The sequence below is a fragment of the Pseudomonas sp. BS3767 genome (assembly GCF_900099665.1).
In the GTDB taxonomy this organism is placed as follows: Bacteria; Pseudomonadota; Gammaproteobacteria; order Pseudomonadales; family Pseudomonadaceae; genus Aquipseudomonas; species Aquipseudomonas cerasi.
The window spans coordinates 45,009-64,749 of sequence record NZ_FNCX01000007.1; the positions used below are offsets into that span (position 1 = coordinate 45,009).

14 protein-coding genes are annotated in these 19,741 nt (G+C 58.5%); all 14 read left to right on the forward strand.

Annotated elements, in window-relative coordinates; genetic code table 11:
- Positions 1 to 82 precede the first annotated feature (82 nt).
- On the forward strand, positions 83 to 3,655 hold the full coding sequence (locus tag BLR16_RS19290; RefSeq protein ID WP_058397990.1) for a glycosyltransferase: 3,573 nt from the start codon (positions 83 to 85) through the stop codon (positions 3,653 to 3,655).
- 114 nt (positions 3,656 to 3,769) lie between these two features.
- Positions 3,770 to 6,676, forward strand: coding sequence for a TIGR00180 family glycosyltransferase (locus tag BLR16_RS19295; protein ID WP_092194474.1), 2,907 nt, complete (start codon positions 3,770 to 3,772; stop codon positions 6,674 to 6,676).
- A 307-nt stretch (positions 6,677 to 6,983) separates the two neighbouring features.
- Entirely contained in the window at positions 6,984 to 7,910 is a 927-nt protein-coding gene (locus BLR16_RS19300) for a ketoacyl-ACP synthase III (protein ID WP_003436094.1), read from the forward strand.
- Positions 7,911 to 8,238: 328 nt separating this feature from the next.
- Positions 8,239 to 9,087: a flagellin domain-containing protein gene (locus BLR16_RS19305; protein WP_003370106.1), complete on the forward strand. Its 849-nt coding sequence runs from the start codon at positions 8,239 to 8,241 to the stop codon at positions 9,085 to 9,087.
- A gap of 72 nt (positions 9,088 to 9,159) precedes the next feature.
- Entirely contained in the window at positions 9,160 to 9,552 is a 393-nt protein-coding gene (locus tag BLR16_RS19310) for a flagellar protein FlaG (RefSeq protein WP_003370107.1), read from the forward strand.
- A gap of 83 nt (positions 9,553 to 9,635) precedes the next feature.
- Complete coding sequence (fliD, locus tag BLR16_RS19315) at positions 9,636 to 11,117, forward strand: flagellar filament capping protein FliD (RefSeq protein ID WP_003370109.1); 1,482 nt, start codon at positions 9,636 to 9,638, stop codon at positions 11,115 to 11,117.
- 123 nt (positions 11,118 to 11,240) lie between these two features.
- Positions 11,241 to 11,630 (forward strand): flagellar export chaperone FliS, encoded by a 390-nt coding sequence (fliS, locus tag BLR16_RS19320; RefSeq protein ID WP_003370112.1) that lies wholly within the window; start codon positions 11,241 to 11,243, stop codon positions 11,628 to 11,630.
- A gap of 24 nt (positions 11,631 to 11,654) precedes the next feature.
- Positions 11,655 to 11,951 carry a flagellar protein FliT gene (gene fliT, locus BLR16_RS19325; protein ID WP_003370114.1) on the forward strand — a complete coding sequence of 99 codons (297 nt, stop codon included), beginning with the start codon at positions 11,655 to 11,657 and terminating at the stop codon, positions 11,949 to 11,951.
- A 177-nt stretch (positions 11,952 to 12,128) separates the two neighbouring features.
- A complete protein-coding gene (fleQ, locus tag BLR16_RS19330; protein ID WP_003316803.1) occupies positions 12,129 to 13,604 on the forward strand; it encodes a transcriptional regulator FleQ in 1,476 nt (491 codons plus the stop codon).
- Between the two features lie 122 nt (positions 13,605 to 13,726).
- On the forward strand, positions 13,727 to 14,941 hold the full coding sequence (locus BLR16_RS19335; RefSeq protein WP_003370117.1) for a sensor histidine kinase: 1,215 nt from the start codon (positions 13,727 to 13,729) through the stop codon (positions 14,939 to 14,941).
- Positions 14,941 to 16,356, forward strand: coding sequence for a sigma-54-dependent transcriptional regulator (locus BLR16_RS19340; RefSeq protein ID WP_054081562.1), 1,416 nt, complete (start codon positions 14,941 to 14,943; stop codon positions 16,354 to 16,356). The genes BLR16_RS19335 and BLR16_RS19340 overlap by 1 nt, the downstream gene beginning before the upstream one ends.
- 243 nt (positions 16,357 to 16,599) lie before the next feature.
- Positions 16,600 to 16,929 (forward strand): flagellar hook-basal body complex protein FliE, encoded by a 330-nt coding sequence (gene fliE, locus BLR16_RS19345; RefSeq protein ID WP_161437908.1) that lies wholly within the window; start codon positions 16,600 to 16,602, stop codon positions 16,927 to 16,929.
- Between the two features lie 15 nt (positions 16,930 to 16,944).
- Entirely contained in the window at positions 16,945 to 18,729 is a 1,785-nt protein-coding gene (gene fliF, locus BLR16_RS19350; RefSeq protein WP_003436100.1) for a flagellar basal-body MS-ring/collar protein FliF, read from the forward strand.
- Positions 18,722 to 19,738 carry a flagellar motor switch protein FliG gene (fliG, locus tag BLR16_RS19355; RefSeq protein ID WP_003316807.1) on the forward strand — a complete coding sequence of 339 codons (1,017 nt, stop codon included), beginning with the start codon at positions 18,722 to 18,724 and terminating at the stop codon, positions 19,736 to 19,738. The genes fliF and fliG overlap by 8 nt, the downstream gene beginning before the upstream one ends.
- Positions 19,739 to 19,741 lie beyond the last annotated feature (3 nt).

Genomic DNA, 19,741 nt, shown 5'->3' on the forward strand with positions numbered 1-19,741 from the left:
CGTTGAGCATCCGCCGTCTTTTTTCAGCGGTGAGGGGGGCCACTCGACTGAAGGGCCCCCAGCCGCTCGCGAGTCAGTCATAGTGAATTCAGTCCCCCTCGTCAGTATTGTCATTCCCGCCTTCAATTCGCGCTTCTTCCGCGCAGCGCTGCAAAGTGCGCTCGACCAGGTCTACGACAATCTCGAAATCATCGTCTGTGACGATTGCCGTAGCGACGAGATCAAGGCGATTTTCGACGAGCTGGTAGCTCCCGACAGCGACCGGGCCCGTTACCTGCGCAATCCTCAGCGCCTGGGATTTCAGGGCAATCTGCTCAAGTGTCTGGAGCAGGCGAGCGGCGAATACATCAAGTTTCTCTGCGATGACGACCGCCTCTATAACTACTGCGTTGCGCATCAGGCGCAAACCCTCGATACCTACAAGGATGTCCAGCTCGTCGTCAGCAAACGCCATCTGGTGGACGTCGATGACTATGTCCTGCCGGCCCGCATGGAAAACGTTGGTCTGGTGCCTTACGACGCTGTGTTCAAGGGCGAGGACATGCTGGCGATTTTCGAGCGCACGCCGCGCAATTATCTGGGCGGTTTCAGTGGCGCGATGATGCGTCGCGCCGATGTGCAGGAATACCTGCCGTCCATTGCGCTGCCGCAAGGCTTCGTTGCGCTGCTGGATTTCACGCTGTTCATCTGCCTGCTGCGGCGCGGCAATCTGGTTGTGCTGCACAGCATCCAGAGTACCGAACGCCTGCACCCGGGGCGCTTCAGCAGTCAGGGCGATATGTACCAGAAAGCCACCACCGAATGGGGCTGGCTGAACGAAATGCTCAAGGCGCGCAGCGGCGAAGACGCACCGGCTCAGGGCTGGGTACGTTTTCTGCCTCTGCGCCGCGCGCACGAAGAGCCGCGCGAGTGGGACGAGGTCGGCCTTTACGGGGTGATGGCGGGTCGCCAGGGCGTGATGATGAGCCGCGTCGGCAGTGCCAGTGACAGCTATGCCGAACTGTACGCCGAATGGCTGTCCTGCCGCCGGTTTTCCGAGCCGCAAAAAAAGCTGCTCGAACAACGCATAGTGAGTTGGGCATGGCAGCCACGTATTGTGCCGGTGATCATCGATCAGCAGGGTGATGCCGAAGCCCTCGACATCACCTTGCGCAGCCTGGCCGAACAGGACTATGCCGCAGACTCGGTGGTGGTACTGACCAACGCCAGTGTCGACGATCCGCAGGTGCTGCGTTTTTCTCTGCAGCCGGACTGGGCTCGGCAGCTGAACGAAGTATTGCCACTGCTGGAGAGTGCCGACTGGGTCTACCTGTTGCGCGCCGGTGACCGGCTGACGCAGCCGGCGCTGCTGATTCTGGCCGAGCGTATTGCCCAGACTCCCGGTCTGCTGTGTGTCTACAGCGACGAAGGCGCGCTGGTTGAGGACGAGTCCAGAGAGCCTATTTTCAAACCGGGCTTCAACCTGGATCTGCTGCGTGCCTATCCCTATGTCGGGCGCACGCTGGCGTTCGAGCGGCGAAATCTGCTGGACATGGGTGGTTTCGATCCGGCCTTCGATGAGCTCGCCCCGCACGATGTGATCTGGCGTCTGGTCGAGGGGGCAGGGCCGCAGAGCATCGAGCACATCGCCGAAGTGCAGGTCGAGTCGCGTCTGGCATTCGCCGACTGGCTGTCACTGCCTTGTGTCATCGAGCACAGCGAACCTCTGGTTGCGGCCCACCTGTCGCGGATCGGCAGAGAGCACGTCATTCATCACGATCAGTTGCCGTTGCTCAATCGCATCGAGTACGTTCATCCGTCGCTGCCTCTGGTCTCGATCATCATCACCGCCAGGGATCAACTCGGCGCCCTGGAGCGCTGCATAGACAGTCTGCTCAGCAACACCACCTACCCGAATTACGAAGTCCTGATCGTCGACAACGCCAGCGAAAGCGCCGAAGCGCGTGCATGGTTCACGGCGATGAGTGAGCTGGGCAGCGACAAGCTGCGGATTGTTTCCCTGTCCGAGGCTGGCAGCGAAGCAACCGCCCAGAATCATGCCGCCGGTCAGGCGCGTGGTGATTATCTGCTGATGCTCAGCGCCTATGCCCTGATCCATCAGGCGGACTGGCTGCAGGGGCTGATCCACCATGCCCAGCGTCCCGAGGTCGGGATCGTCGGTCCACGCATCCTCAATCCGCAAGGCAATATTCTGTACGCCGGCATGGTCATGGGCATGGATGGCTTGGCCGGTCGGCCGTTCATCAATTTCCCCGCAGGGGCCAGCGGCTACATGCAGCGTCTGCAGTTGACCCAGAACTGGAGCGCGGTCAGTGGCAATTGCCTGATGGTGCGCAAGGAGGTGTTCGACGCTGTTGGCGCACTGGAGGCGGCGACCTTCACGCAGGGTCTGCAGGACCTGGACCTGTGCATGCGCGTCGGGCGCGAGGGTTACCTGATCGTTGGCACCCCGGATGCATCGCTGGTACTGGCCGAGCCTGCTGCCGTTGAACGTAATGAGGCGTCTCGCCAGGCGCTCGATGACGAGCAGAAATCGTTCTTTCAGAAGTGGCTGCCGAAAATGGCCAGGGATCAGGCCTACAATCCCAACCTGTACCTCAACGAGGCGCTGTCGTTCACCCTCGATCCCGGTCTGCTGGCGGGCTGGAGTCCGTTCTGCACCCGCCATCTGCCTTTCATTTTCGGTATGGCGGTCAACTCTTCGGCGGTGGGTCACTACCGGGTCAGCCAGCCCCTGCTGGAGTTGATGGCGGCCGGGCGGGTGGTTGGCCGGATGACTTACGAGACCGCAACGCCCGTCGAAATCGAGCGCCAGTCGCCAGATGTCATCGTCTTTCAGGGCCGGTACACAGAAGCCAAGGTCCCGGACATCGAGCTGGCAAAGAACTACTCCAATGCCATGCGTATTTTCGAGCTCGATGACTACATCGCCGATGTCCCCGAGCGCAATGAGCACAAGCGCAACATGCCGGACAATATCGGCGCCATGCTGCGCAAGGGCATAGGTCTGTGTGATCGCGTGGTGGTCTCGACTCACCCGCTGGCCGAGGCGTTGTCGGGCATGCACAGCGATATTCGCGTCGTGCCGAACATGCTGGCGACGCATTTGTGGAGCAATCTCAGGAGCCAGCGTCGCAGCTCCGACAAGCCGCGTATCGGCTGGGGCGGCGGAACCAGCCATCGCGGGGACCTGGAGCTGATTGTCGATGTGGTGCGCGAACTGGCTGATGAAGTCGAGTGGGTATTCTTCGGCATGTGCCCGGACCTGCTCAAGCCCTACATCCATGAGTTCCATCCGGGGGTCAGCCTGAAAACCTACCCGGCCAAGCTCGCCAGCCTGAACCTTGATCTGGCACTGGCGCCGCTGGAATTCCATATTTTCAATGACTGCAAAAGTAACCTCAGGTTGCTTGAGTACGGCGCCTGCGGCTACCCGGTGATCTGTTCCGACACCGAAGCGTATCGGGGCCATCTGCCAGCGACCCGTGTGTACACCAACAGCTCGGATGAATGGTTGCAGGCAATCCGCATGCACTTGTCCGACCCCAATGCCAGCTACCGCATGGGTGACGAGTTGCGCGAGACAGTACTGCGCGACTTCATGTTGCGCGGCGAAAACCTGCAATATTGGGCCAACGGCTGGTTGCCGGACTGATCCGATCCGTTTGAACACGCACCAGCAGGTTGCCTGCCGGCGCGGTCACGCTACGCTCTTGCTTCAACGCCCGCTGCGGTTGAAGGCGCAATCGATTCGTTATAAGGAAAGATCATGCAAAGCCATTCGGGAAATGAACATAACGCTTTGAATCAGCGTCTGACCCTGCTGTTGATGGCCAGGGATCAGCCAGACTTCCTGCGCCGCGCCTTGAAGTATTACAGCGAGTTTCCGTGCAACCTGGTAGTGGTCGATGCATCGGCCCAGCCTGATGCGGAAATTGCCGCGAGCGCTGGCTTGCATTACCTGCAGAGTGACGCGCTGGTCAATGCCAGCCTTGGCGTCAGGGTCGCAGAGGGGCTCAAACAGGTGACCACACCCTTCGTGGTCCAGGCTCCGGTCGACAGTTTTTTGCTGCCTGATGCACTGCGCGCAGCGCTGAGCTTTCTTGAGGCCAACCCGACCTACGGTGCCTGTCAGGGCTACAGCCTGAGCTATCAGGCGCAGGTCGGTCAGGTGGACTATTTCCGCCGCGATCGCAAAACCTGCGAAGACTATGCCGCAGATGATGCGGGCGAGCGGGTTCTGGGTTTCATGAGCGAAAGTCTGTCGCTGCTCAGCGCAGTGACGCGCACGGAACTGGCGCAGCAGTGGTTCACCTCGGTTGCCGATGACACCGAGCCGCACTGGCAGGAAATCGGCCACATGAACTACCTGGTTGCTGCGGCCCGCCTGCGCATCCTGCCAATCCCTTATGCACTGCACTTCACCTCGGGCAAGCAGGTCGAGCTACGTCACGGCACCGCCATTGCCGCAGCCGTCAGACACACTGATCCCAAAGCCAGGGCCGCCCGCGACGCATTCGCCGAAAAACTGGTCGCGCTGCTCGGCGAAGGCTCGGGCTTTGAAGGCGCACAGGGCCTGCAAAAGATCCAGGCTGGCCTTGCAGTCATGGGCGAATGCCTTAAGACCCAGGCTTTCCAGGGCGATGAGAAAATCATCAGCGCGGTGTGGAATGTCGGCCTTGAGCAATCGGACGCGCTGTTCGAGCCTCGTCAGTTTGTCGAAATGCCGTTCTACAACCAGGCGTTGTTCGATGAGCTGGCCAAAATCGAATTCCTGATCCACATCATGCCAGCGGGTCGTTTGCAGCTGGAAGGGCTGGAAGCGGTGCTGCTCAAGCAGGCTGAATTGTTGCGCGAGCAGAGCAACCCGGATGCTGAAGCGCGCATCAGCCGCCTGTGGTATGCCTACGAAACCTACGCTTTTAACCTGGGTGTCGTGCAGAGCCTGATCGCGGAGTTGATCAGCAGCAAAGGCAAGGACAGTGAAAAGCAGATCGAAATGGTTTCGGCCTGGAGCCAGCGTCTGCAGGCGGCATCCGGTTTCGACAACGGTCGGCTGTTCGATGGCATGGCTTCCGGTCGACTGCTCAACTGGCTCGATTCGCGCGATCCGGCGCCTGAGGCCCTCAAGCAGATCAGCGACAGGCTCGCCAGCAAACCGGCCGGGTCGCAGATCGGTATCTTGCTGCTGGACCTGGACGCGGACGTCTTCAAGCTGCAGGCCACGTTCGACAGCCTGATCAACAGTCACTACAAGGCCTTCAGGGTGGTGGTGTTCACCACCGGGGAATTGCCAGCGGTGACCGCGCTGCACAATACCCTGCACTTTGTGAAAGTCACCGAAAGCAACTACGTCGACAAGATCAACCAGGTCGTCAAGCAGTCACCCAGCGACTGGCTGATGCTGGCACGGGCCGGCGAAGAGTTCACCCGCAGCGGTCTGCTGCTGGCCAGCGCCGAGCTGATCGATGCGGCGCAATGCCGGGCTGTTGCCGTGGACGAGATTCAGCGTCAAGCCAATGGCACACTGACCCCGGTGTTCCGTCCCGGCTTCAACCTTGATCTGCTGCAAAGCCTGCCGGCATTGATGGCTCGTCACTGGCTGGTGCGCCGTGAGTTGCTGGTCGAGGCGGGTGGTTACTCGCGCGAGTTTCCCGAGGCGCTGGAATTCGATCTGTTGCTGCGTCTGATCGAGCAGGGCGGCATGAGCGGTCTGGCCCATCTCAGCGAACCGTTGCTGATCTGTGATGCGCCCGAACTGAAAGACAATCCGGACGAACAGAAAGCGCTCAAGCGCCATCTTGGCAAGCGCGGTTATCAGGCGGAAGTCAGCTCGGCGCAGCCTGGCACCTACAAGATCGATTATCGCCACGCCCATCGGCCGGTGGTTTCGATCCTGCTGCACAGCCAGGACAACCTGCCCGAATTGCAGCGCTGCCTGCAAAGCATTCTGCAACGCACCCGCTATCAGCGTTATGAAGTGCTGATCGGTGACAACGCCAGCACCTCTGCCGAACTGTCGACCTGGCTTGACCGGCAGGAGCAGGTGTCGGGTCGCGTGCGGGTGTTCCGTGCCGAACAGCGCATGAGCCCTGCGGCCCTGCGCAATCTGATCAGCCAGGAAGCCGGTGGCGAATACCTGATCCTGCTGGATGCCGAAAGTCAGATCGTCAATGTCGGCTGGATCGAATCACTGCTCAACCAGGCGCAGCGCCCGGAAGTGGGCGTAGTAGGCGCCAAGCTGGTGAATGGCGAAGGCGCAGTGACTCAGGCCGGTCTGGTGCTGGGACTGAATGGCGGCGTGGGTTCGGGGTTTGTCGGCGAGCCGAAGACCGCCACCGGCTACATGCAGCGCCTGGTGGTCGAGCAGAACTACTCTGCCGTGTCATCGGCCTGCCTGATGATTGCCAAGGAGCTGTACAACGCTGTGGGCGGTCTGGATGAAGATCTATTCGCCGAAGCGCTTGCCGATGTCGATCTTTGCCTCAAGGCTGCGCAGGCCGGCTACCTGACGGTATGGACGCCGCATGTGCAGGTGGTGCATTCCGGTGTGGTGCATGCCCCGCAGCAGGCGCGCGAAGCATTGATGGACAAGTGGTCAGCGCAGTTCGCACAGGATGAGGCCTACAACGCCAATCTGGATCTCGACGGCAAGGGTTTCACTCTGGCCGGCTGAGTCGTCCGCCCTCGTAAAACCGGCTGCTTCGCGGCCGGTTCGCTGCCTTGAAGGCTTCCTCGCAGAGAGCAGTCGGCAAGGATCAAGTGCCTGTTCCCTCGACGCAAATTATCGTAAAGCATGCAGACGGGAGTGACCTGCGGGTCATAACGTGCATCTCCACTGTATTGTTTTACAGGGAGCGACATGCGCCTGACTTGCTTTAACCTGCCAAGCGCCCTGAAAATGTCCGTAAATCACCCCTATTCGGTAGCGCTCCGATTTCATCGGGACGAAAAATGACCTGTTTACTCATCGGGAAGCCATGATGATTGGCATTAAAAGCATAGCGAGTTACGTGCCTGTTGCAGGTGTCGATAACTACGCTCAAGGCGCCAAATTCGGCAAGGATGAAGAATTCATCCTTGGGAAGATCGGCTCCACCTTTCTGCCGCGCAAAGACGCCGGCCAGGAAACCTCGGATCTGTGCGTTGAGGCAGCCAATACGCTGTTTGCCAATAACCCGCAGCTCAAGCGCGAAAGTATCGATGTGCTGATCGTCGTCACCCAGAATGGCGACGAGGAAGGGCTGCCGCACACCGCGGCCATCGTTCAGGACAAGCTGGGGCTGTCGACCAACGTTGCTGCATTCGACATTTCGCTGGGCTGTTCCGGCTATGTGTACGGCATTTATGCGATCAAGGGCTTCATGGAAGCGGCAGGCTTGAAAAACGGCCTGTTGATCACTGCCGATCCGTACTCGAAAATTGTCGACCCGGAAGACCGCAATACCACCATGCTGTTCGGTGATGCTGCGACGGCCACCTGGATGGGCGAGGGGGCCGAATGGCAGCTGGGCAAGGCGAAATTCGGTACTGATGGTTCCGGTGCGCCACATCTCAAGGTCAGCAACGGCATTTTCTTCATGAACGGTCGCCAGGTGTTCAACTTCGCACTGTTGAAAGTGCCAGCGCATCTGCACGAGCTATTGGCCGAGTCTGATTTGACCCCCGACGACATCGATGCCTTCTGTATTCACCAGGGCAGTGCGGCGATCGTCGATGCGGTCGCGCGGCGCTTTGAAGACAAGCCCGAGAAGTTTCTCAAGGACATGGTCGAAACCGGCAATACCGTGTCATCCAGCATTCCGCTGCTGATCGAAAAGCACGTGCTCGGCTCTTCATGGACGCGCGTCGCCTTGAGTGGTTTTGGTGTGGGGCTTTCCTGGGGCTCTGCAATTATCTATAAAGGCTGAGTTTACTTCGCCTGACAAAGAACGCCTGCGGATAAATCCCCAGGCGTTTTTAAATTAAATAGTGATCCACGTCACACTTTTAACTTCGTGGCACAACGCACTCGCCTGTCGCCACTTCTGACTGTCACGAATTTCTCTCTGTTGCGTCGCGGGTTTATGCCCCCAAACCCTTGTTTTATAAGGGGTGTCACGGTGATGGCAAAATATTAAAAAAAAACACTCAAGCAACCTGCCATCGCGACGATAACTATTACGAAGGTTCTCTAGGCACACCCGGCGCTTGCAGGGGCCGGAAGCCACGTAGTACCAAACCAACGAGGAATTCATCATGGCTTTAACAGTAAACACCAACGTAGCATCGTTGAACGTCCAGAAGAACCTGGGTCGCGCTTCCGACGCCCTTTCGACCTCGATGACTCGTCTGTCTTCCGGTCTGAAAATCAACAGCGCCAAAGACGACGCTGCTGGCCTGAACATCGCCACCAAGATCAACTCGCAGATCAAAGGTCAGACCATGGCGATCAAAAACGCCAACGACGGTATGTCCATTGCTCAGACCGCTGAAGGCGCGCTGCAAGAGTCGACCAACATTCTGCAGCGTATGCGTGAACTGGCTGTTCAGTCGCGAAACGACAGCAACAGCGCTACTGACCGCGTTGCACTGAACAAAGAATTCACCCAGATGAGTTCTGAGCTGACCCGTATCGCCAACAGCACCAACCTGAACGGCAAAAACCTGATCGACGGTTCTGCCAGCACCATGACTTTCCAGGTTGGCTCCAACTCCGGCTCCGCGAACCAGATCACTCTGACTCTGAGCGCCAGCTTTGATGCAAACACCCTGGGTGTCGGTTCGGCAATCACCATCGTCGGTTCCGACAGTGCTGCTGCAGAGACCAACTTCTCTGCTGCAATGGCCGCTATCGACTCGGCTCTGCAGACCATCAACAACACGCGTTCTGATCTCGGTGCTGCACAAAACCGTCTGACCAGCACCATCTCCAACCTGCAGAACATCAACGAAAACGCCAGTGCTGCACTGGGTCGTATCCAGGATACCGACTTCGCTGCTGAAACTGCACAGCTGACCAAGCAACAGACTCTGCAACAGGCTTCCACCTCTGTTCTGGCTCAGGCTAACCAGCTGCCATCCGCTGTACTGAAACTGCTTCAGTAATATCAGCGTGAGTTTTAGCGGGGGAGTACTTAACGGTGCTCTCTCGCTTTTTTACTTTCTGAGGTGATGGTCATGGATATGAGTGTGAAGTTGAACGTGACTTATCCGGCCGTTCAACCGACGAGTCAGGCCCCTGTGCCGGACGCGTCCGTTGACAAGCCTGCCGATAAGGCGCCCGTCGAGCGTGTTGCCGCCACGGCTGAAAGTAAAGGCTCCGGTCTGCACAAGGATGATTCCAAGGACGATGCCAAAGTCAAGGCAGCCGCCGAGGACATCCAGAAGTTCTTTCACGAGGTCAAGCGCAATCTCGAGTTTTCGATCGACGAAGATTCTGGCAAAGTCATTGTCAAAGTGATTGCAAGCGATTCCGGTGAAGTAGTACGACAGATTCCCAATGCAGAAATCCTGAAGCTGGCCGATAGCCTGAGTGATGCGAACAGTTTGTTGTTCCGCGCCAAGGCCTGATCGCCGGTACGGTATGTGTTGCCGGGTCATTCGCCTTTTGAAAGGGCGGCGAGCCCCGCGGCATTCTTGAAGGGAGAAGCACCATGGCAAGTCCGATTACATCTTCAACAGGCCTGGGTTCGGGGCTGGCAATTTCCGCCATCGTCGAAGGTCTTGTCGGTGCTGAAAAAGCGCCCAAGCAAAACCAGATCGACAAGCAGAGCGCCTCCACGACTGCATCCCTGTCGGGTGTCAGCCAGTTGACGTCTGCACTGGCTGCTTTCCAGAAAACACTGGACACTCTCGCCAGTTCCACCACACCTGCTTTCCAGGGCTTTGCTGCCACGTCTGCCAATGAAGCGGTGGTCAAGGCCACTGCGGGCAACACGGCAGTCAATGGCACCTATGCGATTAATATAAGCCAGTTGGCAACACCTTCGAAGGTGGCTACCGCCGCGCTGGACTCGACGCAGTCGAGTGCTATTCCGAGTGGTACGCTGAAAATCACTCAAAATGGCACTGATTACAACGTGGCGATCGACAAGACCTCGACGCTGCAGGAAGTGCGCGACAAGATCAACTCGACGCTGCAGGGTAAAGGCATCACCGCCAACATCATCAACGACAACAACGGTTCCAGGCTGGTGTTCAGTTCGACGACCACCGGCAAGGGCAGTGACATTTCGGTGACGGGTGCTTCCGGCCAGGAAGCACTTAACATCGATGGCACCAAGTTGATGAGTGAATCCAGTACTGGCACTGATGCCAATGGAAACGCCATTCCTGGCGCCGGTGCGATTACCGCTGTCGCCAAGGACGCCGCATTCACGGTCGATGGCCTGAGTCTGACCAGCAAGACCAATACCGTGAGCACGGCCATTTCCGGTCTGACATTCGAGCTGGTCGCGCCCAGCGCTTCTTCTGCTGCTTCGGCATCGACCACGGTCACGGTCGCCACCAACACCGATGGTCTGAAAACCTCATTGCAGTCGTTTGTCGACTCTTACAACACGCTGGTTTCACTGGTGTCCTCGTTGACCAAGGGCACTGTCGACAGTGAGGGTAAATACACTGCCGCTGCATTGACCGGCGACTCCACCCCGCGTGCGCTGTTGGCAACGATACGCGACCAGATTTCCACTGCCACGTCGAATGCCGGTTTGAGTTCCCTGGCGCAATTGGGGATCAAAACTCAGCAGGCTGACGGCAAGTTGTCGTTGAACACCACCGAATTGACTACAGCGTTGAGCGACAAGAAGCTGGGCAGCCAGATTCAGGCGATGTTCACCGGTGTGACCAGCGCTGACGGCACGACCTCGGGTGGCTTGATCGCACGCTTGAACACTGCGCTTGAACCCTACACGAAAGCCGACGGCGTTCTGGCTGGCAAGACCACCAGCCTCAATAAAGTGCAGACTCGACTGGCCAGTGATCAGGAGGCGCTCAACCGTCGTATTACCACGTTGACGGCAACCCTCACCAAGAAATACAACGCAATGGACTTGGTCGTCGGGCAGTTAAAGGCAACGGCTTCAAGCATTACTTCGATTTTTGAAGCGATGAACGCCCAGAAAAACGCCTCGTAAAAAACGAGTGTGGAAGTATCAGCAACCCGACTCTGTGTCGGGTTTCTGCTTTTGGGCTAAAGTTTCTGCGCACTGCGTCGATAGCTTGAGTATCAGTATTCTGGATTTGTTACGAGGCCCCTTATGAATCCGATGTTAGCGTTGCGGCAGTATCAGAAGATCGGCTCCCAGGCCCAGACCTCAGAGGCCAGCCCTCATCGTCTGGTGCAAATGTTGATGGAAGGTGGCCTCGACCGCATCGCTCAGGCCAAGGGCGCCATGGCGCGCAGGGACGTCGCCAACAAGGGCGTACTCATCAGCAAGGCCATCGACATTGTGGGCGGTCTGCGTGAGGGGCTGGATCTGGAAAATTCACCCAGTGACACGCTGCTCAGGCAGGACAGTCTGTATCACTACATGATGACGCGTCTGGCGGAAGCCAACGCTCGCAATGATCAGAAGATACTCGATGAAGTCGCTGGCCTGTTGATCACCGTCAAGGAAGGCTGGGATGCAATCGGTACCATGCAATAACCCGCTGTTCCGAGGAGAATAAAAATGAGTGCTGCGCTCAAGCGTATCGAAGAAACCCGGGAAGCCTTGGTAGGGGCACTGGCCGAGCGTGACTGGGAGGCTATCGTCAAGCTTGATCTGGCGTGTCGCGAGTGTGTTGACGCGGTGGTGAGCGAAGCGCCCGATGACGAACCTGCTCTGCGCAGCAACCTTGAGGAGTTATTGGGGGTCTATCGGCAATTGATTGATGTTGCCACCGGCGAGCGTCAAGCGGTTGTCGAAGAAATGACTCAAATCCAGAATGCGAAGAGTGCTACGAAGGTATACCATCTGTTCGGTTAATGTTTAATTGTCATTTTTATTGTTCGACAAGAATTTCGCCATAAATTTGACTGTGTTCGTTTTTTTGACTTAACTAGTGATGTTTACTATTTTCTGGCGTCTCAAGGTTTATACATCTGAGAAGCCAAGCTGCCCCCCAATCATGGGCATTGAGTTGACTAGGGAAGTTGCTATTGCATGTGGCGTGAAATCAAGATTCTGCTAATCGATGACGATAGCCAGCGCCGCCGGGATCTGGCGGTGATCCTGAATTTTCTTGGCGAAGAAAATCTCTCCTGTTCGAGTCAGGACTGGCAGCAGGTGGTCGGCTCTCTGGCGTCTCCACGAGAAGTACTGTGCGTACTGGTCGGCAGCGTAAACGCGCCGGGCAGCCTGCAAGGGCTCCTTAAGACCATCGCGGCATGGGATGAGTTCCTTCCTGTGCTGCTGATGAGCGAAAATTCCTCTGTCGAATTGCCCGAGGATTTGCGCAGGCGAGTGCTCTCCGCACTCGAAATGCCACCCAGCTACAGCAAACTGCTCGATTCGCTGCACCGTGCCCAGGTCTACCGCGAGATGTACGACCAGGCTCGCGAGCGCGGCCGTCATCGTGAACCGAACCTGTTCCGCAGTCTGGTAGGTACCAGTCGTGCGATTCAGCACGTGCGGCAGATGATGCAGCAGGTCGCTGATACCGACGCCAGCGTACTGATCCTTGGTGAGTCGGGGACGGGCAAGGAAGTGGTTGCGCGTAACCTGCACTACCACTCCAAGCGCCGAGATGCGCCGTTCGTGCCGGTCAACTGCGGTGCCATTCCGGCCGAACTGCTCGAAAGCGAGCTGTTCGGACACGAGAAGGGCGCGTTTACCGGCGCGATCACCAGCCGTGCCGGCCGCTTCGAGCTGGCCAACGGCGGCACCTTGTTCCTTGACGAAATCGGCGACATGCCGCTGCCGATGCAGGTCAAGCTGCTGCGCGTCTTGCAGGAGCGCACGTTCGAGCGTGTGGGCAGCAACAAGACGCAGAGCATCGATGTGCGCATCATCGCCGCAACGCACAAGAATCTCGAGACCATGATCGAGCTGGGCAGCTTCCGCGAAGATCTTTACTACCGTCTCAACGTGTTCCCGATCGAGATGGCGCCGTTGCGTGAGCGTGTCGAAGACATCCCGCTGCTCATGAACGAATTGATTTCGCGTATGGAGCACGAGAAGCGCGGTTCGATTCGCTTCAACTCCGCAGCCATCATGTCGCTGTGTCGCCATGCCTGGCCGGGCAACGTCCGTGAGCTGGCCAACCTGGTCGAGCGCATGGCGATCATGCATCCGTATGGTGTGATTGGTGTAGCCGAGCTGCCAAAGAAGTTTCGCTACGTCGACGACGAAGACGAGCAGATGGTCGACAGCATGCGCAGCGAGATCGAAGAGCGTGTGGCGATCAACAGCAATACGCCGAACTTCGCTTCCGGCGCGATGCTGCCGCCTGAAGGGCTCGATCTGAAAGACTACCTCGGTGGTCTGGAGCAGGGCCTTATTCAGCAGGCGCTGGACGATGCCAACGGTATCGTTGCTCGCGCTGCGGAGCGCCTGCGCATTCGTCGGACCACGCTGGTCGAGAAGATGCGCAAGTACGGTATGAGTCGTCGTGAGGGCGATGAACAGGCAGATGATTGACGCCGGTTTTTTGTGCCAAAAACCAAGCCCCTGATTTTTCAGGGGTTTTTTTTAGGCACGGGGATTGCTAAGTCTCTCTTAATACACCGTTTACTGACGGTTCGCCACGAGAGAGATGAATCATGTCCCAGGCCGCCCAACTGACTTCCGCCCTATCTGTTCAGGCTCAGTACTCCCCGGAACTGGAAAGTCGTCAGGGGCTTGAACAGGCATTCTCGCTGTTCAATCAAATGTCGGCGCAACTGACCGACTCCTACGGCTTGCTTGAAGCGCGCGTCACCGAGCTCAAGGGCGAACTGGCTCATGCCGGTGCCCAGCGCCTTCAGGAGCTGGCGGAAAAAGAGCGCCTGGCCAACCGACTGCAGAATCTGCTCGATCTGCTGCCCGGCGGGGTGATCGTCATTGATGGCATGGGCGTCGTGCGCGAAGCCAATCCGGCGGCCATCGACCTGCTTGGGCAGCCGCTGTTGGGCATGCTCTGGCGTCATGTGATCAGCCGCTGTTTTGCACCCCGTGAAGATGATGGCCACGAAGTCTCGCTCAAGGATGGCCGCAGGCTTTCCATTGCCACGCGTTCGCTGGATGCCGAGCCAGGGCAGCTGGTGCTGCTCAATGACCTGACCGAAACCCGTCATCTTCAGGAACAGCTGGCTCGTCACGAGCGCCTGTCGTCACTGGGCCGTATGGTCGCTTCTCTGGCGCATCAGATTCGTACACCGTTATCCGCCGCCATGATCTACGCCAGCCATTTGACCGAGCAGGAACTTCCGGTGGAAACCCAGCAACGTTTCGCTGCGCGGCTCAAGGATCGTTTGCATGAGCTGGAGCATCAGGTTCGCGACATGCTGGTGTTCGCCCGGGGCGAGCTGCCGTTGACGGATCGTCTGGCGCCTGGTGCTCTGTTTCAGGCGCTGCAAAATGCTGCTGCGACGCATGTTCAGGGCGTGTCGGTACGCTGGCAGTGCGACAGCATCGATGGCGAGCTGCTGTGCAATCGCGACACATTGGTCGGCGCACTGCTCAATCTGATTGAAAACGCTGTCCAGGCCAGCGCTGGCCGGACACTGCTGAAGATTCACGCCTACAGTCGCGGCAATGTGCTGCGGATCTGCTTCAGCGATAACGGCAGCGGCATTGACAAGGCCGGTCTGGCTCGCATCGGTGAGCCGTTCTTTACCACCAAGACCACTGGCACAGGGCTTGGTCTGGCCGTGGTAACTGCGGTGTCGCGTGCGCATCAGGGGCGCGTGCATTATTTGTCGCGGGTTGGCCGTGGTACCTGCGCCATTATCAGTCTGCCATTGATCCCGGCTTCCAGTTCGACAGGTAATAACTGATGCCGATCAATGTGCTGCTGGTCGAGGATGACCGTTCGCTCCGCGAAGCGCTTGGGGAAACCCTCGAGCTGGCCGGTTATGGCTATCAGGCGGTCGGTTCCGCCGAAGAGGCGCTGGTGGCCGCCGAGGCGCGGCCCTTCAGTCTGGTGATCAGTGACGTCAACATGCCGGGCATGGACGGTCACCAGTTGCTGAGTCTGTTGCGCAGCCGGCATCCGCAATTGCCGGTGTTGCTGATGACTGCGCATGGCGCAGTCGAGCGCGCGGTCGAGGCCATGCGCCAGGGGGCTGCGGATTACCTGGTCAAGCCCTTCGAGCCCAAGGCGCTGATCGCGCTGGTTGGGCGGCACGCACTGGGTCGTCTGGAGCCTGCCGAGCGCGATGGGCCGATTGCTGTCGAGCCCGCCAGTATCCAGTTGCTGAACCTGGCCAGCCGCGTGGCGAAAAGCGATTCCACCGTGCTGATCTCCGGCGAGTCCGGGACCGGTAAAGAGGTTTTGGCGCGTTTCATTCATCAAAACTCGCCCCGTGCCGATAAACCTTTTATTGCGATCAACTGTGCAGCGATTCCGGACAATATGCTGGAAGCCACGTTATTCGGCCATGAAAAGGGTTCGTTTACCGGCGCCATTGCGGCACAGGCTGGCAAGTTCGAGCAGGCGGACGGCGGGACAATCCTGCTGGACGAGATTTCCGAAATGCCTCTGGGGCTGCAAGCCAAATTGCTGCGTGTGTTGCAGGAACGCGAAGTCGAGCGCGTCGGTGCGCGCAAACCGATCCTTCTGGACATTCGCGTCGTGGCGACCACCAACCGCGATCTGGCGGGTGAGGTGGCGGCGGGGCGTTTTCGTGAAGATCTGTTTTATCGCCTGTCGGTATTTCCACTGGCATGGCAGGCGTTGCGTCAAAGGACTGCCGATATTCTGCCATTGGCCGAGCGGCTTCTGGCCAAGCACGTCAATAAAATGAAGCATGCGCCGGTGCGTCTTTCCGCCGAAGCGCAACAGTGTCTGGTGAGCTATCCATGGCCCGGAAATGTCCGGGAGCTGGATAACGCCGTGCAGCGGGCCTTGATTCTGCAGCAGGGCGGGGTGATTCAGGCGCAGGATTTCTGTCTGTCCGGGCCGGTCACCAGCCTGCCTGTTGCTGCGCCTGTCGAGGCGGCAGCGGCTGTGATTGGCACTGTCGTGGCGGAGAATGCAGGTGCCGGTGTCAGTCCGGAATCGGTCGGCGCGCTGGGCGATGACCTCAGGCGTCACGAGTTTCAAATGATCATCGACACCCTGCGTTCTGAACGGGGACGTCGCAAGGAGGCTGCGGAACGCCTGGGTATCAGCCCGCGTACATTGCGTTACAAGCTGGCGCAGATGCGTGACGCCGGAATGGATGTGGAGGCCTATCTGTTTGCCACATGAGCAACGCACAGTGATTGCCGTTCCCGATCGGCGGTCCCTGAATATTTTTGCTGTGATGCAAGCCTGAAATTAAACCCGGCGCCCCGTGAATACGGGCGGTCCGGCGCGACCTCGTGTCAAGCGACATGATGCACTCATCTGGTGTGGCAAATAGCCGCCATCTAGCTGGCATCGTTGTTGCTATACCTTCTGTACCCGCTGAATCAGTGTCAAAAATTTGCGGGCCTTACGAGAGATATGTCCATGAGCCAAGGTGTTGAATTTAATCGCTTGATGTTGGATATGCGGGCCATGCAGATGGACGCGATGTCTGTGCCCAAGCCCGTGTCCGGTGCGCAGGAAGCCGGTGCCAGCAGCTTCGCTGACATGCTTGGTCAGGCCGTCAACAAGGTCGCGCAGACCCAGCAGGCTTCCAGCCAGTTGGCCAATGCATTCGAAATCGGCAAGAGCGGCGTGGATTTGACCGACGTCATGATTTCGTCGCAGAAAGCCAGCGTGTCTTTTCAGGCGTTGACCCAGGTACGTAACAAGCTGGTTCAAGCTTACCAAGACATCATGCAGATGCCGGTTTAAGGGACGTACTGAGTCATGGCTGAAGCAGCTGCCGATACCGTTCCTGCAAGAGCGGGCGCTTCCGAAAGAAAACCGTTGTTCGGTATGTCTTTTCTGGAAAATCTTTCCGAAATGACCATGCTGCGTCAGATCGGCCTCATGGTCGGTCTTGCCGCGAGCGTGGCCATCGGCTTCGCCGTGGTGCTCTGGTCCCAGCAGCCTGACTATCGTCCGCTTTATGGCAGTCTGGCGGGCATGGACAGCAAGCAGATCATGGACACCCTGACTGCAGCGAACATCAACTACACCGTCGAGCCGAACTCCGGTGCGCTGTTGGTGAAGTCCGATGATGTGCAGCGTGCGCGCATCCAGCTGGCTCAGGCGGGTGTGGTACAGAACGACGCCAACATCGGTTTCGAAATCCTCGACAAGGATCAGGGGCTGGGTACCAGTCAGTTCATGGAAGCCACGCGTTATCGTCGTGGCCTGGAAGGCGAGCTGGCGCGTACCATTTCTGCGTTGAACAACGTCAAGGGTGCCCGCGTGCACCTGGCGATTCCGAAAAGCTCGGTATTCGTCCGTGATGACCGCAAGCCAAGCGCTTCGGTACTGGTCGAGCTGTACGCCGGTCGTTCGCTGGAGCCGAGTCAGGTCATGGCCATCATCAATCTGGTGGCCACCAGTGTTCCCGAGCTGAGCAAGTCGCAGATTACCGTCGTTGACCAGAAGGGGGCTCTGCTTTCCGATCAGGCGGAAAACTCCGAGCTGACCATGGCCGGCAAGCAATTCGACTACAGCCGTCGCATGGAAAGCATGCTCACCCAGCGCGTGCAGAACATTCTGCAGCCGATTCTGGGCAATGACCGCTATAAGGCCGAGGTCTCGGCAGTGGTTGATTTCAGCGCTGTCGAATCGACCGCCGAAAGCTTCAACCCTGATCAACCTGCCTTGCGCAGCGAGCAGTCGGTCAATGAACAACGTTCCAGCAGCTCAAGCTCGGGCGGCGTTCCGGGGGCGCTGAGCAATCAGCCGCCCGGCCCGGCGACGGCTCCGCAGACTGCAGGCGGTGGTGCAGCCGGTGCCGCCGGCCCTATCGCTCCAGGCCAACCCCTGCTGGATGCCAATGGTCAGCAGATCATGGACCCGGCAACCGGTCAGCCCGCGTTGGCGCCATACCCGGCCGACAAGCGCGTGCAGTCGACCAAGAACTTCGAGCTTGACCGTTCCATCAGTCACACCAAGCAGCAGCAGGGCCGTCTGACCCGCCTTTCGGTTGCGGTAGTGGTCGATGACATGGTCAAGACCAACGCGGCCAATGGCGAAGTCACCCGTGCTCCATGGAGCGCGGCGGATCTCGCTCGCTTCACGCGGCTGGTACAGGATGCCGTCGGTTTCGACGCCAGCCGCGGCGACAGCGTCAGCGTGATCAACGTGCCGTTCTCCAGCGAACGCGCTGAAGTGCTGCCTGAAGCGTCATTCTATTCGCAACCCTGGTTCTGGGACATCGTTAAGCAGGCTGTTGGCGTGATCTTCATCCTGATCCTGGTGTTCGGTGTACTGCGCCCGGTGTTGAACAACATCACCAATGGCAAGCGCAAGGAACTGGCAGGTTTCGGCGGCGACGCCGAACTGGGTGGCATGGGCGGTCTGGACGGCGAATTGTCCAACGATCGCGTAAGTCTGGGTGGCCCGCAGAGCATTCTGCTGCCAAGCCCGACCGAAGGCTATGACGCACAGCTGAATGCAATCAAGAGTTTGGTGGCTGAGGATCCTGGCCGTGTGGCTCAGGTTGTGAAAGAGTGGATCAACACTGATGAATGAACGAGCCATGGTAGCCAAACTCTCCAAAGTTGAAAAAGCGGCTGTACTGTTGCTCTCGCTGGGCGAAACCGATGCGGCTCAGGTGCTCCGGCACATGGGCCCCAAGGAAGTCCAGAAAGTGGGTGTGGCGATGGCGCAGATGCGCAACGTGCATCGCGAGCAGGTCGAAGAGGTCATGAGCGAATTCGTCGACATCGTCGGCGATCAGACCAGCCTTGGCGTCGGTTCCGACGGCTATATCCGCAAGATGCTGACCCAGGCACTGGGCGAGGACAAGGCCAACGGCCTGATCGACCGGATTCTGCTGGGTGGCAATACCAGCGGCCTGGACAGCCTCAAGTGGATGGAGCCGCGTGCGGTCGCCGACGTGATCCGTTTCGAGCACCCGCAGATTCAGGCCATCGTGGTCGCCTATCTCGATGCCGACCAGGCGGGCGAGGTGCTTGGGCATTTCGATCACAAGGTGCGCCTCGATATCATCCTGCGCGTGTCTTCGCTCAACACCGTACAGCCAGCGGCTCTCAAGGAATTGAACCAGATTCTCGAGAAGCAGTTCTCCGGTAACGCCAACACGTCGCGTACCACACTGGGCGGTATCAAGCGTGCGGCCGATATCATGAACTTTCTCGACAGCTCGATCGAAGGTTCGCTCATGGACTCGATCCGCGAGGTCGACGAAGACCTGTCGGTGCAGATCGAAGACCTCATGTTCGTCTTCAACAATCTTTCCGACGTGGACGATCGCGGTATCCAGGCGCTGCTGCGCGAAGTATCCTCGGACGTGCTGGTACTGGCGCTCAAGGGCTCCGACGAAGCAATCAAGGAAAAAATCTTCAAGAACATGTCCAAGCGTGCCTCCGAGCTGCTCCGCGACGACCTGGAAGCAAAAGGTCCGGTGCGTGTCAGCGATGTGGAAACCGCCCAGAAAGAAATCCTCACCATTGCGCGTCGTATGGCCGAGGCCGGCGAGATCGTACTCGGTGGCAAGGGTGGCGAGGAAATGATCTAAGGA